Source organism: Streptomyces sp. CB02414, assembly GCF_001905385.1.
GTDB lineage: Bacteria > Actinomycetota > Actinomycetes > Streptomycetales > Streptomycetaceae > Streptomyces.
In genome coordinates this window covers 375762-392231 of sequence record NZ_LIPF01000008.1, presented here as the reverse complement: position 1 = coordinate 392231, position 16470 = coordinate 375762, and the positions used below count along the sequence as shown (strand labels likewise).

The 16470-nt window shown below is 73.6% G+C and carries 11 protein-coding genes and 1 tRNA gene; 3 read left to right on the top strand and 9 right to left on the bottom strand.

What is annotated here, in order from left to right; genetic code table 11:
• Positions 1–37 precede the first annotated feature (37 nt).
• On the top strand, positions 38–1162 hold the full coding sequence (locus AMK11_RS26940; RefSeq protein WP_073730650.1) for an ATP-binding protein: 1125 nt from the start codon (positions 38–40) through the stop codon (positions 1160–1162).
• Positions 1159–4143, top strand: a complete 2985-nt coding sequence (locus tag AMK11_RS26935) for a hypothetical protein (protein ID WP_073730649.1) — start codon at positions 1159–1161, stop codon at positions 4141–4143. The genes AMK11_RS26940 and AMK11_RS26935 overlap by 4 nt, the downstream gene beginning before the upstream one ends.
• Positions 4144–4269: 126 nt before the next feature.
• Here AMK11_RS26935 and fusA read toward each other — a convergent pair whose 3' ends face one another.
• Positions 4270–6315, bottom strand: coding sequence for an elongation factor G (gene fusA, locus AMK11_RS26930; protein WP_073730648.1), 2046 nt, complete (start codon positions 6313–6315; stop codon positions 4270–4272).
• 400 nt (positions 6316–6715) lie between these two features.
• Positions 6716–6800, bottom strand: a tRNA-Leu gene (locus AMK11_RS26925).
• A gap of 141 nt (positions 6801–6941) precedes the next feature.
• Here AMK11_RS26925 and AMK11_RS26920 point away from each other — a divergent pair.
• Positions 6942–8273, top strand: coding sequence for a DUF2254 domain-containing protein (locus tag AMK11_RS26920; protein WP_073730647.1), 1332 nt, complete (start codon positions 6942–6944; stop codon positions 8271–8273).
• A 228-nt stretch (positions 8274–8501) separates the two neighbouring features.
• Here the strand turns inward: AMK11_RS26920 and AMK11_RS26915 are convergent, their stop codons facing one another.
• The 7 genes from AMK11_RS26915 to AMK11_RS26885 form a co-directional block, all read right to left on the bottom strand.
• Entirely contained in the window at positions 8502–9728 is a 1227-nt protein-coding gene (locus AMK11_RS26915) for a sugar phosphate isomerase/epimerase family protein (RefSeq protein ID WP_198941469.1), read from the bottom strand.
• 114 nt (positions 9729–9842) lie between these two features.
• Positions 9843–11258, bottom strand: a complete 1416-nt coding sequence (locus AMK11_RS26910) for a nucleotide pyrophosphatase/phosphodiesterase family protein (protein WP_073730646.1) — start codon at positions 11256–11258, stop codon at positions 9843–9845.
• Positions 11255–12463, bottom strand: a complete 1209-nt coding sequence (gene eboE / locus AMK11_RS26905; RefSeq protein ID WP_073730645.1) for a metabolite traffic protein EboE — start codon at positions 12461–12463, stop codon at positions 11255–11257. The genes AMK11_RS26910 and eboE overlap by 4 nt, the downstream gene beginning before the upstream one ends.
• 3 nt (positions 12464–12466) lie before the next feature.
• A complete protein-coding gene (locus tag AMK11_RS26900; protein ID WP_073730644.1) occupies positions 12467–13315 on the bottom strand; it encodes a TatD family hydrolase in 849 nt (282 codons plus the stop codon).
• Complete coding sequence (locus AMK11_RS26895; RefSeq protein ID WP_079187713.1) at positions 13315–14067, bottom strand: EboA domain-containing protein; 753 nt, start codon at positions 14065–14067, stop codon at positions 13315–13317. The genes AMK11_RS26900 and AMK11_RS26895 overlap by 1 nt, the downstream gene beginning before the upstream one ends.
• A complete protein-coding gene (locus AMK11_RS26890; protein WP_073730643.1) occupies positions 14064–15050 on the bottom strand; it encodes a sugar phosphate isomerase/epimerase family protein in 987 nt (328 codons plus the stop codon). Before AMK11_RS26890 ends, AMK11_RS26895 begins: the two co-directional genes overlap by 4 nt.
• On the bottom strand, positions 15047–16132 hold the full coding sequence (locus tag AMK11_RS26885; RefSeq protein ID WP_073730642.1) for an SCO3242 family prenyltransferase: 1086 nt from the start codon (positions 16130–16132) through the stop codon (positions 15047–15049). The genes AMK11_RS26890 and AMK11_RS26885 overlap by 4 nt, the downstream gene beginning before the upstream one ends.
• Between the last annotated feature and the right edge of the window lie 338 nt (positions 16133–16470).

Here is a 16470-nt window from a genome sequence, read left to right as displayed (position 1 = left end):
TCTCGTATTGATCACCGTACGGAAAGGCCCTTCCCTCATGTCCGACCTGCTGCGCGCGCCCGCCGAGATCAAGTACGCCGAGGAGCTCGACTGGCTGGAGTCGATCGACGACAACCCCAAGCCGTTCTCGTGGCGTCTGTCGCCGAAGATGGTCCGGCTGTTCATCCTCGGCTCCGAGCGGTCCGACGGCCTGGACCGGGAGGTCTCGCAGAAGTGGTTCGGTGACCGCAGTTTCGTGGAGCGGTCGATCGTCACCCTCGCCTCCGACCGCGGCCTGCTGCTCATCGGCGACCCCGGCACGGGCAAGAGCTGGCTGGCCGAGCTGCTGTCCGCCGCGATCTCCCGCAACTCCACGCTGGTGGTGCAGGGCACGGCCGGCACCACCGAGGACCACATCAAGTACTCGTGGAACGTCTCCATGGTCATCGCCAAGGGGCAGTCGCGCGAGTCGATGATCCCCTCGCCGATCATGACCGCGATGGAGGCCGGTTCCATCGGGCGGTTCGAGGAGCTGACCCGGTCGACCAGCGACGTCCAGGACGCGCTGATCTCGATCCTCTCCGAGAAGTACATCTCCGTTCCCGAACTGGAGAGCGGCGGCGGGGACGACAACATCGTCTTCGCCAAGCCCGGCTTCTCGATCATCGCCACGGCCAACAGCCGCGACCGGGGCGTCAACGACCTGTCCTCCGCGCTCAAGCGCCGTTTCAACTTCGTACGCATCCCGGTCGTGACGAACAAGAAGAGCGAGGCGGAGATCGTCCGCTTCCGCACGGAGGAGCTGCTGCGACGGCACTCCATCGACCTGGACGTGCCGCCGACCCTGCTGGACGTGCTGCTGCAGAGCTTCGCCGACCTGCGCGCCTCCGCCGCCGCGGCCGGCAGCGACGACGAGAAGCTGGAGTCCGCCCTGTCGACGGCCGAGCAGATCGGCGTGCTGGAGGACGCCGTCCTGCACAGCAACTTCTTCGGCGAGCGCGCGCTGACCGCCCGTACGCTCGCCTCGTCTCTCGTCGGCTCCCTCACCCGGCGCGAGCCCGAGGACCTGGCCATCCTCAACAAGTACCTGCACGGCGTCGTCGAGCCGCGCAGCAAGGAGGAGGGCGGCTCCTGGCCCGAGTTCCTGGAGGGCGGCCGCGACGCGATCGCCACGCTGTCATGAGCGGGCCCCAGAAGAGCGGGCCACAGAAGAACGGTCCCCAGCAGAACGGTCCCCAGGAGAGCACGTCGTTCGCGGCGCTGCGCGGGCAGTTGCAGGAGGCCGCCGCAGCCTTCGCGGGCGGGCCGGACGCGCTGGAGGGCATCCTCCTCGGACTGGTCGACGACGTCGACCGCGCGGTGCGCGAGCCGCTGGAGATCTTCCCCGTCTGCCACCACTCCCCCGCCTCGGCGACCGCCATGGCCCGCCGACTGCGGGAGAAGCAGCCCAAGGTCGTGTACCTGGAGCTGTGCGAGGACATGGCGCCGCTGCTGACCGAGCTGCGCAACTGCCGGCTGCCGGTGGCGGTGCAGGCGTTCGCCGGTGACGTCGACGGCTTCCCCCAGGAGTGGGCGCCGTTGTCGGTCGTCGCGCCGATCACCGAGGCGTCCGCCGAGTACCAGGCGATCGCGTACGCGCTCGACACCCCGGGCGTGGAGCTGGTCCTCGTCGACCGGTCGGCGGACCACGTCTTCCAGTGGGACAGCAGGGGAGAGACGGCCGCCGAGGGCGGCGAGACCCCCGAAGCCCCGGAGGAACCCGAGGCCGCCCTGCACGGCGAGGCCGTCGGCGTCGAGATCGGCGACCTGCGGCCGCGCTTCGCCGAGCTGGAGGAGCACCTGCTGCGCCACGGCAAGGTGCGGCACTGGTCGGAGTGGTGGCACCAGTACGTCGAGGTGCCGCTCGGCGACAGCGCGGCCGATCACGACACCTACCGCCAGGTCATGTTCCTCATCGGCAGCCTCTTCCGGCGGCTCGCCCCCGGCGACGGGGCCCGGGTCCGCGTGGACGAGGACCGCGAGCGGTACATGTGGACGCGGATGCGCGAGCACATGGGCGCGACCGGGACCGATCCGGCGGACGCGCTGTACGTGTGCGGGGCCTTCCACGCGGCCAGCCGGGTGGCCGAGTTCGGGGTGGACGGCAGTGACACGTTCACCATCTCGCCGCGCTCCGGCACCACCTGGAAGTACGGGCTGATCCCGTCGAGTCACGCGGCGATCGAGGCGCAGTTCGGCCTCGCCGCGGGCTCGGTGTCGATCGCGGCGACGGAGTGGGCGAAGAGCCTCAAGCGCACCCGCGTGCAGGCTTACCGGCTGGCGGGGCAGACGGGGGCGAAGAAGCGCCCCGCGAAGAAGGCGGTGGCGGCCCGGCGGACGCAGCCCTCGCCCGTCCCGGCGCCGGACTCCGCCGCCGAGGACCGGCTGTCCGGGTTCCTCCAGCGGCCACCCGTGATCGACACGCTGGACGAGGCGGAGCTGCTCGGCTGGTCCGTGGACATCGTGCGCGCCGCGCGGCGGGCCGGCTACCTCGCCTCCACCGCCGACGCCATCGCCGTCTTCGAGACGTCGATCCTTCTCGCCGGCATGCGTGACCGGGCCAAGCCGACGCCGTACGACTTCCAGGACGCGGCGGTCACGTGCATCGAGAAGGACGTCGTGCCCGGGCGGCGGGACGTGCGGCGGCTCGTCGAGATCATGATGGGCGGCGACCGGATCGGCCAGGTGGGTTACGAGGCGCTGCCGCCGCTCGCCCGTGACGTGCACGACCGGCTGGCGCCGCTCGGGCTGAAGCTCCAGCAGCGCGGGGTGCAGCGGGCACTGCTCGACATGGCGTCCCGGCCGGAGCTCGAGGCGTGTTCCGACGTGCTGTGGATGCTGCGGCGCCTGATGCCGCACGGGACGGCGCGGCCGATCATGGGTGAGCGCAAGCTCGGCGAGCGGTCGATCCAGGAGTCCTGGGACCTGGCGCTCGGCACCCATCAGCGGGCGCTCATCGAGCTCGGCTACGAGGGCGTGAGCATCGAGCAGGTCCTGGAGCAGCGGCTGCGGCGCGACGCCTACGGGCCGCGGGCGACGACGGCGACCGTGCTGGCCGCCGTCGAGGACGCGACCCTGTACCTGGGCAGCCGCCGCCTCGCCGACGAGCTCGGCACCCACGCGCTGAAGGTGCTCGCCACCGAACGCAGCGTCGACGGCGCGCCGGAGGTACTGCGCCGGGTGCGCACGCTGCTGGCGTACTACCGGACCAGCGAACCGGTACTGCCGGCGTGGATCGAGTCGTTCGTCAAGACCGGGTACGCGCACTACTGCACGCTGCTGCCGACGGCGTTCCGGGACGAGGACGCGGCGGTCGGGCAGGTCGCGGCGATGCTGGGCTTCCTGTTCAGCATGGAGAGCCTCGCCCTGACGCTGGGGTGCGACCGCGCCCAGCTCGAGCTGGCGGTCGCCCAGTCGCATCCGGAGGACCCGTCCAAGACGGCCCTGTTGTGGGCGGCACAGGTGCAACTGGGCACGCTGTCGCGGGCCGAGCTGCGGGCCCGGTGCGCCGAGTTGCTGGACAACCCGCTGGTGGTGCCCTCGTATCCGCGCTACCTCAGCGGCTTCGTCCACGCGCTGGAGCCGGTTCCGGGGCTGGCGGACGTGGTGGTGGAGGCGGTGTCGAACGCGTTCGGGCGGCTGCCGGACCGGGTGCTGCTGCCGTGGCTGCCGCTGCTGATCACCACCCTGCGGTCCGGCGCCGCGGAGCTCGCCCCGCTACTGATCCGCGAGGCCGGGCGGATCTTCCCCGGCCGGCTGGAGGCGCTGGACGCGTGGGTGCCGCCGTGGCGGACGCCCCCGGTCACTGCCGGGGCCGGGCGGGCCGATGCCGGCCGCCGGGGGGCGGCGTTGCTCTTGGCGCACCCGGCGACCTGCGACGCGGTGTCCGGCCTACTGGGCTGTACCGAGGGGTGGGCGCGCTCCGGGGACCCGGTGGGAGCGGCGCGGTCGGGGATCGAGTTGCTGGCCGCGCATCCGGCGACCTGCGACGCGGTGGCGCAACTGCTCGGCTGCGACGGGGAGTGGGCGGCGCAGGTCGGCGGCGACCGTTCGCCGGGGGCTCTGCTGGCGCGTCGTCATCCCGCTACGCCCGCGGCGCTGGAGGCGCTTCTGACGGGCGGGTGAGGGGTGCGTGAGAGGAGGGCCCGCCTCAGATGCGCTCCTGAGCCTCCGATCAGCCTGAGGCTGCCCCCGCCGGCCTGAGGCTGCCCCCGCCCGGCGAGGGCGGGGGCAGTCTCAGGCGCTACCGCGCTACCGCGCCGGCACGGTGGCCGGCGCCGGCGCGTAGCCGGTCGGGCGGGCCGTGAAGGTGCCGCGGCCCTGCGTGCGGCTGCGCAGCCGGGTCGCGTAGCCGAACAATTCGGCCAGCGGCACGGTGGCCGTGACGACCGCCGCGCCGCCCCGAGTGCCGGAGCCGGTGACCCGGCCGCGGCGGGCGGCGAGGTCGCCCAGTACGCCACCGACCGCGTCCTCGGGCACGGTGACCGTGACCTCGACGACCGGCTCCAGCAGGACCATCGCCGAGACGCGCAGGGCGTCGCGGAGACCGAACCGGCCGGCGGTGCGGAAGGCGGTGTCCGAGGAGTCCTTCACATGGGTCTGGCCGTCGGTGAGCGTGACCCTGAGGCCGGTCACCGGGTGCCCGCCGAGGGGCCCCTCGGCCAGCGCGTCCCGGCAGCCCGCCTCGACGGCCCGCACGAACTCCTGCGGCACCCGCCCGCCGACCACCGTGGAACGGAACTCGAAACCGCCCTCCTCCCGGGGCCCCACGTCGAGGACGACTTGCGCGAACTGTCCGGCCCCGCCGTCCTGCTTGACGTGCCGGTGGACGAACCCGGTCACGCCCTCGCCGACCGTCTCGCGGTACGCCACGCCCGGCCGTCCGACGGTGACCTCGAGGCCGTGCTCGCGGCGCACCCGCTCCACCGCGACCTCGAGATGCAGTTCACCCATGCCCGACAGGACGGTCTGCCCGGTCTCCGGGTCACTCCGCACGGCCAGCGAGGGGTCTTCCTCGGTCAGCCGCGCCAGCGCCGAGGCCAGCCGGTCGGTGTCGGTGGCGCGCCGGGCCTCGACCGCGACGTGCACGACCGGCTCGGCGACGCCCGGCGGTTCCAGGACGAGCGGGGCACCCGGCGCGCACAGGGTCGAACCGGCGCGGGCGGCCTTCAGCCCGATCACCGCGACGATGTCTCCGGCCACCGCGCGTTCCAGCGGGTCGTGGCGGTCGGCCCGTACCCGCAGGAGGCGGCCGACGCGTTCGGTGCGGCCGGTGCCCGTGTCCCGCACGGTGTCTCCCTTCTCGATCGTGCCCGAGTACACCCTCAGGTACGTCAGCCGCCCCGTCGGGGTGGCGTTCACCTTGAACGCCAGTGCCGCCATCGGTGCCGCCGGGTCGGCGGGCCGTTCCTGCTCCGTGCCGTCGTGGGTGCCTCGTACCGGAGGTACGTCCAGCGGGGACGGCAGGTAGGCGATCACGGCGTCCAGCAGCGGTTCGACACCGCGGTTGCGGTAGGCCGAGCCGCACAGCACCACCACCCCGTCGCCTTCGCGGGTCAGGTCGCGCAGTGCGCCGGCGAGCGTGTCCGCGGTGAGCGTCTCCCGGTCGCAGAACTCCTCCAGCGCGGCCGGGTGCCGTTCCGCCACCGCCTCTTCCAGCAGTCGCCGCCTGCGGGCCGCCTCTTCGCGCAGGGCGTCGGGCACCGGCCCCTCCTCGGCCGTCTCCGCACCGTCCGTCCATACCAGGGCCCGCATGCGCAGCAGGTCGACCACGCCGGTGAACTCGTCCTCGGCGCCGATGGGCAGCTGCACGACCAGGGGAACCGGGTGCAGCCGCTCGCGGATCGAGGCGACGGCGGTGTCGAGGTCGGCGCCCGCGCGGTCCATCTTGTTGACGAACGCGATCCTCGGCACGCCGTGCCGGTCGGCCTGCCGCCACACGGACTCGCTCTGCGGTTCCACGCCGGCGACGGCGTCGAACACGGCGACCGCGCCGTCCAGTACGCGCAGGGAGCGTTCGACCTCGTCGGCGAAGTCGACGTGCCCCGGGGTGTCGATCAGGTTGATCCGGTGGCCGTCCCAGGAGCAGCTGACGGCCGCGGCGAAGATGGTGATGCCGCGGTCGCGTTCCTGCGGGTCGAAGTCGGTGACGGTGGTGCCGTCGTGGACCTCGCCGCGTTTGTAGGTGGTGCCGGTGGTGTAGAGGATCCGCTCGGTGACGGTGGTCTTGCCGGCGTCGACGTGGGCGAGGATGCCCAGGTTGCGGACGGTTGCGAGCGGGTTGGTGTTGGTGCGCACGGCCCGTGGCCTTTCGCTGTGTGTGAGCAGGGCGGCGCGATTCCCGGGAGGAGGACGGAGCGAGTACGGGGCTCGCCGCACGGCGGCGGGAGCGGTCGCTCGTCAGATGCTCGTCGCGGGCTTCCGGTGCCGGCCGCGCTGCGGACACCGGACGGCCCGGGACACGAGGATCACCTCGTACCGGGACGGGGGAACGACGGCAGCGGTGCGGATGCGCACGGCCCGGCTCCCCTCACTCGATCTCGATGTCGTGGTGAGTCTAGGGAAGCGGGGCGGGGCGCCGCAGCGCATTTTCGCGGCACCGGCTGCGTCGTCCGCACCCCACGGCGCCGTACGGCGCGCACAACGCGAGATGCCGGCCGGGATCTCTCCCGGCCGGCATCTCACTCGACCTGATCTGTGTCCGAGGGGGGACTTGAACCCCCACGCCCGATAAAGGGCACTAGCACCTCAAGCTAGCGCGTCTGCCATTCCGCCACCCGGACTAGGTGTCTGCCGCCTGCGCGGGCTTTCCCCCGCGGCGACATGGACAACCATACCAAGGTTTCGCAGTGCCTTTCACCTGCGTTTCCTTCCCCTGAGCGCCGGTCCGGGGCCGGCGGCCCCACTGCGCCTAAGGTCACACCATGAGTGACTGGTCGGTTACCCAGAGCCCGCTTCCGCGTCGTCGGCCGCGCGCGCTGTCGCCGCTCAGGGAGCATCTGCGGGACACGTTCTGGTTCGCGCCCACCGCCGCCATGGTGGGTGTCTTCGTGGTGTGGCTGGTGGCCCAGGAACTGGACGCCGCTCTCGTCCGGTCGCTGCAGGACGACGGCGACTACGAGACGGTCGCCGAACTGCTGCGGTTCGCGGACGACGCGAAGACGGTGGTGTCCGCGGTCGGCTCGGCGATGATGACGTTCATCGGTGTGGTGTTCAGCATCTCGCTGGTGGCCGTGCAGATGGCGAGCGGTCAGTTCACTCCGCGGGTGGTGCGGCTCTTCGTGCGCAGCCGGATCACGAAGGCGACGTTCGCGGTCTTCCTCGCCACCTTCGTGCTGACGCTGCTCGTCCTGACGAGCTACGACAGCACCCCCGACCCCCGGGCCACCACCTCCGTCCCGCTGGTCCAGTCGGTACTCACGCTCGTCATGGTCGCGCTGAGCCTGCTGCTCTTCGTGATGTACGTGAACGCGACGCTGCGCCTGATGCGGGTCAGTCATGTGATCGCCCGGATCGCGGCGGAGTCCTTCCGCGTGGCGGCGCTGATGCCCGCGCCGGTGGAGGACGGGCGGGGGCCCGCTCTCGGGCCGGTGACCGCGTGGGTCGACCACGGCGGGCAGGCCGGTGTGCTGCGGGACGTGCACATCGCGCGTCTGGTGCGGGTGGCGCGCAAACACGGGGTGGTGCTGCGGCTCGTCCCGCGCATCGGTGACTTCCTGGTACCCGGCACCCCCGTCCTGACGGTGCACGGCGGGCAGGCGCCCCCGCGCCGGGTGCTGCGGTACGCCCTGAGCGTGGGAGTGGAGCGCACCTTCCACCAGGACCTGGCGTTCGGACTGCGCCAGCTGTCCGACATCGCGCTGCGGGCCCTGTCCAGCGCGGTCAACGATCCCACGACCGCTGTCCAGGCCCTGGACCGGATCGTCCAGATCCTGGCCTCCCTGTCCCGCCGGCCGCTGGACGCCGTCGCGCACCGGGACCGGCGCGGTGCCGTCCGGCTGGTGCAGCCCGTGCCGGGCTGGGCGGAACTGGTGGACCTCGGGTTCACCGAGGTCCGGTCGTGCGGGGTGGGGAACGCGCAGGTGACGCGGCGGATGCTGGCCGGGCTCGACGATCTGCTGCGGCTCGCCCCGCCGGAGCGGCGCGAGCCGCTGCGCCGCCACCGCGAGCTGCTGCGGCAGGCCGTCGAGCGGGTCGCGCCTACGCCGGCGGACCGGGCCTTCGCCCTGCTCCCGGACCGTCAGGGCATCGGCTGACCCGCGCACGCGCCGCGCGGAAGCCCGCGGGGGTGGCCGTCATGAAACAAAGCCACGAACTACGGCACGGTCTGCAGGTCGAAGCCCGCCTCCGGGCCGGCCGAAGGCCAGGCGCGTCACGCCCGACCCCCGGCCACTGGGTGAGGGATGAGACGACGGAGCCTTCTCGCACGGACCGGGCGGCCCCTCCCCGGCACGCGGGAGGGGCCGCCCGGGCCGTGTTCCGGGTCAGCGGCGACGCCTGCGCAGGGCCGCCAGGTTGTCGTAGCTGATCTTGGCCTCGCGCAGTGACTGCGCCGGGTCGGTGGCGCTCGGGGAGTTGTCGTCCTCGATCATCGGGTTGTGGTAGTTCCGCTGTCCGACGCGTGAGAAGAACGTCGTGTAGTCGATGACGCCGGTCCCGAAGGGCACCATGTCGTAGCCCATGCCGTTGGTCGTGCTGACGACGCCGTCCTTGGCGTGGAACAGCGGGTAGCGCCTGTTGTGGCGGGCGACGAGACCGGCCGGGTCGAAGACGTTCTTCCGGGTCGAGCCGTCGTGGGCGGTGTAGGTGTGGAACTTGTACTGGGCGACGTGCGCCCAGAAGATGTCCATCTCCAGCCAGACCAGCCTGGGGTCGGTGACCTTCAGGAAGTACTCGAGCTTGCGGATGCCCGAGCTGCGGGTCGGGCGGCCCTGGTCGTCCAGCGGGCCGCCGTCGAGCAGGAAGCCGTAGGCGCTGTCGTGGTTGTGGGTGTAGAGCTTGATGCCCTCGCGGCGGGCTATCTCACCGAGTGCGTTCCACTTGTCGGCGGCGACGTCCCAGTCGGCGCGGTAGGAGCTGCCCGTGGGGTCGCCACCGGTGCCCATGTGGTCCATGCCGATGATGTTGGCGATCTCCAGGTGCTTCTTGAAGGTGTCCTTGTCCGCCGTGGTGAGCGGCCAGGAGGGCGGGATGAAGCCGTGGTTGCCCTGGGCGCGCAGCCCGTAGTCGTCGAGCCAGCGGCGCAGCAGTCTGGCGCCCTCGACGGACTCCAGGCTCGCGCCGCCTGGGGCGTTGGCGTGCTGGCGGTAGCCGGCGAATTCCACCTGGCGGTAGCCGTGGCGGGAGAGCTGCTTGAACACCTCGCGGAAGCCGGAGGGCAGGTGGGTGGCGAGGGGGTCGCGGGCGGTCGCGTCCCGGACCGTGTAGAGGATGATGCCGCGCTTGTCCGCCGGGACGAGGACGTGTCCGCGTCCGTGTCCGTGGTCGCGGTCCCGGTCGTGGTCCCGCTCGTGGTCTCTGTCCCGGTCGTGGGCCAGGGCCGGTGCGGCGCCGAACACGGGTGCCGCGACCGCGCCGGCGGCGACGGCGGTGCAGGTGCTGAGGAAGCGGCGCCGGCCCACGCCGAGGCTGCGGCGCAGGCCCTCGTCCGGGCCGTCGGCGGACGGGTCCGCGGTGGCGCCGGTGCGGGCGGGGTCTGAGAACAGGGTCACGGGTGCCTGCCTTCTGGGTCGTGGCCTGCCCCGATGCGGCTGGAGCGGGCCGTTGTCAGTGCCGTGTGTTTCACTCTCAGTAGTCGGATCTCGGCGGGGTTGCCGGGTGGTGCGTCAGCCGAGTCCGGCCAGCCGGAGCAGGAGTTGTTTCACGTCGGTGGCCGCGACGCGGTCTCCGACAGCGCGGGGGGTGGAGCAGATGAGGAGCGGACCTTCGTCGTCGCTCGCTGGGAGGCGGCCGTGGCTGCCGCGAATAGGTGAGGCGTCCAGCGGCACGACCGCCATGCGGTAGCGCATGCCGAGCTTCTTGCGGGCCAGGGCGGTGGCCGCCTTGACCTTGACGTAGGGGTCGAGGGGGTCCATGAACAGCTCGACCGGGTCGTAGCCGGGTTTGCGGTGGATCTCGACGAGCTGCGCGAAGTCGGGCGCGTGGTCGTCGTCGAGCCAGTAGTAGTACGTGAACCAGGCGTCGGGCTCCGCGACGGCGATGAGTTCGCCGGCGCGGTGGTGGTCGAGGTCGTGGGCCTTCTTGCCCTCGTCGTCGAGGAGCTGCTCGATGCCCGGCAGTCCGTCGAGGGCGGCCCGGGTGGCCTCCAGGTCCTCGGGGCGCCGGACGTACACGTGGGCGATCTGGTGGTCGGCGACCGCGAAGGCGCGGGAGGCCATCGGGTCGAGGTACTCCATGCCGTCCTGGGTGTGCACCTCGAGCAGTCCGGCGCGGCGCAGGGCGCGGTTGATGTCCACGGGCCGGCTGACGGGGGTGATGCCGTACTCGGACAGCGCGACGACGGTGCGTCCCTCGGCGCGGGCGTCGTCGAGGAGGGGGGCCAGGGCGGCGTCCAGGTCGGCCGCCGCCTTCAGGGAGCGGGGGTCGTCGGGGCCGTAGCGCTGCAGGTCGTAGTCGAGGTGAGGGAGGTAGCAGAGTGTCAGGTCGGGGTGGCGGGTCGCCATGATGTGGCGGGTGGCGTCGATGATCCACTGGCTGGAGACCAGGTCGGCGCCGGGGCCCCAGAAGTGGAAGAGGGGGAAGGTGCCGAGTTTTTCCGTGAGTTCGTCGTGCAGGGCAGGGGGGCGGGTGTAGCAGTCGGGTTCCTTGCGGCCGTCGGCGTAGTAGACGGGGCGGGGGGTGACGGTGATGTCGGTGTCGGCGCCCATGGCGTACCACCAGCAGATGTTGGCGACGGTGTAGCCGGGGTGGGCGCGGCGGGCGGCGTCCCAGAGTTTGTCGCCGGCGACGAGTCCGTTGTGCTGGCGCCACAGCAGGACGTCGCCGAGTTCGCGGAAGTACCAGCCGTTGCCGACGATGCCGTGCTGGGACGGGTGGGTGCCGGTGAGGAAGGTGGACTGGGCGGCGCAGGTCACGGCGGGCAGGACGGTGCCGAGCGGGGCCCGGGAGCCGGACTGGCCGAGCGCCTTGAGGTGGGGCATGTGGTCGAGGAGACGGGGAGTGAGGCCGACGACGTCCAGGACGAGGAGGGGGGTCGGTTGCCCGGAGGGTGCCGGTATGCCGGAGGAGGTGGTGGAGGTCATGGCAGTTCCTTCAGGCCGAGGTCGGTCAGCAGGTCGCGGGCGAGGGTGAGCTCGGCGGCGATGCCGTCGGTGAGCTGGGCGCGGGCGCGGGGCCGCAGCTCGGGCGGGAGGGCCTGCCAGGTGTAGGTCTCGACCTCCAGGTGGCGGGTGAGCGGGTGCGGGCCGCCGACGAGGCGGGTCAGCGCGGCCTTGAGCACGGGGAGTGTGGAGGTGAGGGGCGCGGCGGGCGCCGCGTGCAGGGGGACGTGGAAGTGGGCGCGCCAGGGTGCGGTGCCGGGCAGCGGGCCGTCGTCGGCCAGGGCCTCGTCGAGGTCGTCGGTGCCGCGCAGGCCCGCCGTGGCCACCGTGGCCGCTGTGGCGGCGGGGCCGGTCGGGGTGACGGTGCGGGTCTGGTGCAGGAAGCGGGGTTCGGCGAAGGCGGCGAGGGCGTCGCGCACTTCGGGACGGGAGGGGTGTTCGGCGTGCAGGGCGGCGGAGAGCTGGGACTTGACGACGGGGACGCGGGCCGCGGTCAGCGCGTCCAGGGCGGTGTGCGGGTCTTCGAAGGAGGTGGCGAGGTGGCAGGTGTCGACGCAGATGCCGATGCGGTCGTGCGCGATCGCGGTCAGCGGGGCGATGGCGTCGCGGGTGGTCTCGACGACGCAGCCGGGTTCGGGTTCCAGGCCGACGCGGATGGAGCGGCCGGTCAGGTCCTGGAGGGCGTCGAGGCGTTCGGCGAGGGTGGCCAGCGCGGCGCGGGCCTTGTCGGCGCGGGTCTCGTCGTAGGCGGTGCGCCAGGCGAGCGGCAGGGTGGAGATGGAGCCGTCCGTGACGTCGTCGGGCAGCAGTCCGGCGAGGACACGGGCCAGGGAGGTGGTGTGCTCAAGGCGTTCGGGGTCGGCCCAGTCCGGCTTGTAGACGCGGTACTTGACCTCCTCGGCGCCGAAGCCCTCATAGGGGAAGCCGTTGAGGGTGACGACCTCCAGGCCGCGCCGGTCGAGTTCGGAACGCAGGCCGCGCAGCGCGGAGGGGTCGGTGACCAGGGCGTGGGCGGCGTCCCTGGCGAGCCACAGCCCGATGCCGAGGCGGTCGCGGCCGAGGCGGCGGCGGACCGGCTCGCAGTGGTCGCGGAGCTGGGCGAGGACGCCGTCGAGGGTCTCGGCGGGGTGGACGTTGGTGCAGTAGGCGAGGTGGACGGTGGAGCCGTCCGGGTGCCGGAAGCGCATGGCTCACTCACCGCCGCGCAGGATGGAGTTGCCCTCGTGCGTGGCGTCCTGCGAGGTGACATCCAGGCTCAGGCGTCCGCTGAGGCCGTAGAAGGCGACGGGGTTGCGCCACAGCACACGGTCCACGTCGTCCTCGCTGAAGCCCTCTTCGAGCATCAGGTCGCCGACCTTGCGGGTCTTGAGCGGGTCGCTCTTGCCCCAGTCGGCGGCGGAGTTCACCAGGACCCGTTCCGGGCCGTACTCGCGCAGCAGGGCGACCATGCGGGCCTCGTCCATCTTGGTGTCCGGGTAGACGGAGAAGCCGAGCCAGGCGCCGCTGTCCTTCGCCTCCTTCACGGTGGTCTCGTTGAGGTGGTCGACCAGCACCCGGTCCGTGGGCAGCGCGGACTCGCGCACCGCGTCCAGGGTGCGGCGCAGGCCGGCGAGCTTGTCGCGGTGCGGGGTGTGCACGAGGGCGGGCAGGCCGTGGTCGGCGGCGAGCTGGAGCTGGGCGGCCAGGGCGGCGTCCTCGGCGGCGGTCATGGAGTCGTAGCCGATCTCACCGACGGCCACGACGCGGTCCTTGACGAGGTAGCGGGGCAGTTCGTCGAGGACGGGGGCGCAGCGGGGGTCGTTCGCCTCCTTGGGGTTGAGGGCGATCGTGCAGTGGTGGGCGATGCCGTACTGGGCGGCGCGGAAGGGTTCCCAGCCGAGCAGGGCGTCGAAGTAGTCGCGGAAGGAGTCGGGGGAGGTACGGGGCTGGCCGAGCCAGAAGGAGGGCTCGACGACGGCGCGGACGCCGGCGGCGTGCATGGCCTCGTAGTCGTCGGTGGTGCGGGAGGTCATGTGGATGTGGGGGTCGAAGATGCGCATCAGGACTCCTTGCCGTGGGGGTCGACCGGGCCGGGAGCGGAGGGCTCGGACTCGGTCAGGGCCAGGACGCGGTGGAGGTCTTCGGGGACGGGGCGGCCGGCGGCGGTGCGTTCGGCGGCGTAGTCGGCGAGCATGCGGGCGAGTTCCGCGTCGGCGGCGGCCCGTCGGGCGAGGTCCGCCACGTGGTCGACGGGGACGCCGGTGAACAGGCACTTGAGCACGGCGTGCCGCCACTGGTGGGCGTCGAGGTGCCGGGCGGCGTACGGGCCGAGTGCGGCGGCGACCAGCCGGGTGTCGTTGGTGCGCAGGGCGTCCTCGACGAGCGCGAGGGCGTCCGGGCCGGGGACGAGGTGCGGCAGGGCGTGCAGGACGGCGCGGCGTTCGTCGGCGGTGCCCTGGTAGTACACCCGGGTCAGGGCGTCGGCGCCGGCGCGGGCGGCGTGCAGGACCAGGACGCGGGCGGCGTCCGCGTGAGCGGGGCCGCAGCGGCGGCCGGCCTCGGCCAGGCGCAGCTCCCACACCGAGATGGGGCCGTGGGTGCCGGGGTGGGCGGCGGCCTCGTCCAGGGCCTGGTCCAGCCAGGCGCGGGCGGCTCCGTCGAGTACGGCGGTGAGGGCGGCGCGCAGGTCGGCGGGCGGGGTGTGGGCGGGCGACATGGGGGCGGGGGCGGTGCCCTGGGGGTTCCGCTCGTCGAGGGGGCCGTCGGCGGACCGGGTTCGCGATGTGCCGTGGGTGGCGTGTGGCTGCGTCATGGGTGTGGCTCCCTTCGGTGGGTGGCGGCGGGCTCGCCCGAGCGGTTCGTGCGGGGTGCGGGGGCGGCGGCCCGGAGGAGGAAGGGGAGGGAGCGTTCGGCGAAGTGGGGGCCCGCGTGGGAGTGGCGGGGAAGTTCGACGACGGTCAGGCCTTGGTAGCCGGTGGCGGCGAGGGCCTCGAGGACGGGCGGGAAGTCGATCTCGCCGTCACCGAAGGGGAGGTGTTCGTGGACGCCGCGGCGCATGTCCTCGATCTGGACGTGACGCAGCCAGGGAGCGGCGGCGCGTACGCAGTCGGCGGGAGGGAGGGGTTCGAGGCACTGGCAGTGGCCGATGTCGAGGGTGAGGCCGAGGGGCTCGGGGTCACCGAGGGTTCGCCGCAGCCGGTGGAAGCCGTCGAGGTCGGCCAGGAGGTGCCCCGGTTCGGGCTCCACCGCGAGCGGCACACCGGCGGCCGCCGCGGCGTCCAGTACTGGAGTGAGGGCTTCCGCGAGGCGCTTCCAGGCCGTCTCCTCGTCCGTCCCCGGCGGGGTGATGCCGCTGAAGCAGTGCACGGCGTGCGCACCGAGGTCGGCGGCGACGCGCACGGCCCGCAGCAGCAGGTCCGTGCGGAGCGCCCGGTCCCCGGGGTCGGGGTCGAGGAGCGAGGGACCGTGCTTGCGGCGCGGGTCGAGGACGTAGCGGGCGCCGGTCTCCACGGTGACCCCGAGTCCGAGTTCCGTCAGCCGGTGCGCGACCCGCCGGGTGCGGGCGGCCAGGTCGGGAGCGAGCGGGTCGAGGTGCATGTGGTCGAGGGTCAGGCCGACACCGTCGTAGCCGAGCTCGGCGAGGAGGGCGAGGGCGTCGTCGAGACGGAGGTCGGCGAGTCCGTTGGTGCCGTAGCCGAAGCGGAGGGAGCGCGTGGAGTCCCCGGCCCCGTCCCGGTGTGTTCGCGGGCCGGGCGCCGTCCGCCCCTGCGGTCCTTGAGCGGGGTGCGTGCTCACGTGATGCTCACCTTCCTCATGCCGGCCCTCCGCGCGAACATCCGGCCCGCCGGGGCCAGGGCGGCGACCAGCAGGGAGGTGACGGGCGCGCCGGAGCGGGCGGCGAGTGCGGCCTGGAGCGGGACGGTGGCCCGGATGCCGCCGCCGACGGCGCGTTGGGTGAGTGGGGGCGAGGGGTTGAGGGTGGCGTGGAAGTAGGGGCGGGCGGCGGTGGCGGCGTAGGCGGCGGCCAGTGCGGTGGTGAGGGCGCCGGTGGTCCGGGACGGCCGGGCGGCCGGGGTGGAGCCCGGCAGGCCGGGGGCGGCTGCTGCCCGCCGGCCTGCCGGGAGTCGAATGCGGCCGTCGGTGACCAGGCGGGTCAGCGTCCCCGTCGTCGCGAGGGCCGCGAGCGGGGCCAGGACCGAACCGCCGGTCGTCTCCCGCCGGGACACGGCCGTGACCGCGAGGGTGTGGCTGCCGAGCAGCGCGGCGGAGGGCAGGGCTGCACGGGTGCCGCCTCCGGTGGCGGCGGCGCCGAGGAGCAGGTCCAGTCCACGGGCGGCGGCCATGGCCGCCGGTCCGGCGGGAGTGTGCTTCAGGGCGAGGTCGTAGGCCCAGACGGTCGCCGCCAGGGGCGCGGCCACCGCGAGGGCGGGGCGTCCGGCACCGGCGGCCAGCGCCAGTCCGGCGCCGGTGAGGGCGCCGGCCGCCGCGAGGGCGGCCGCCGGGCGGATGCGGCCGGACGGCAGGGGGCGGTGCGGGCGTTCCACGGCGTCCTCGGCGCGGTCCGCCCAGTCGTTCAGGGCCATGCCGGCCTCGTACAGGCACAGGGAGGAGCCGATGGCGAGCAGGGTTCGGGGTCCCGGCCGGGCGCCGGCCGCCGCCGCGCCGGCCAGGGCGTCGCCGGGGACGGTGAACAGGGCGGGCAGACGGAGCAGCTCGGCCCAGGCGCCGGCGCCGCCGTGTCCCGGGCGGTGGCGGGAAGCGCGCGACACGGCGCCGGAGGAGGACGCCGGGGCGACGGCGCCGGGCGTCGGGCCCTGCCCCGGAGCGGAGGGGTCCGCCGCGGCCCCGGCCCGCGCCGCGGCTGCCGTGCGGCTCATCGCTGCTCACCGCGCTCGTCGGCGCCCGTCCGGGGCCCGCCGGCCCCCGCGTCCACCCCCGGATTTCCGGCCGTCCGGCCCCCGGCCCCACCGTCCCCGGACGCGCCGTCGCGGGGCACGCCGTCCCCGGCCCCAAGGTCCCCGGACGCGCCGTCGCGGAGCGCGCCGTCCTCGGACGCGTCGTCGCGGGGCGCGCCAGCCCCGGCCCTGCCGTCCCCGGGCGCGCCGTCCCCGCGCACGTCCCGGTACGCCTCGGTCTCAGCGGCGCCCAAGGCCCCACCGTCCCCGGACGCGCCGTCGCGAGGCGCGCCATCGCGGGGGGCGCCAGCCCCGGGCGC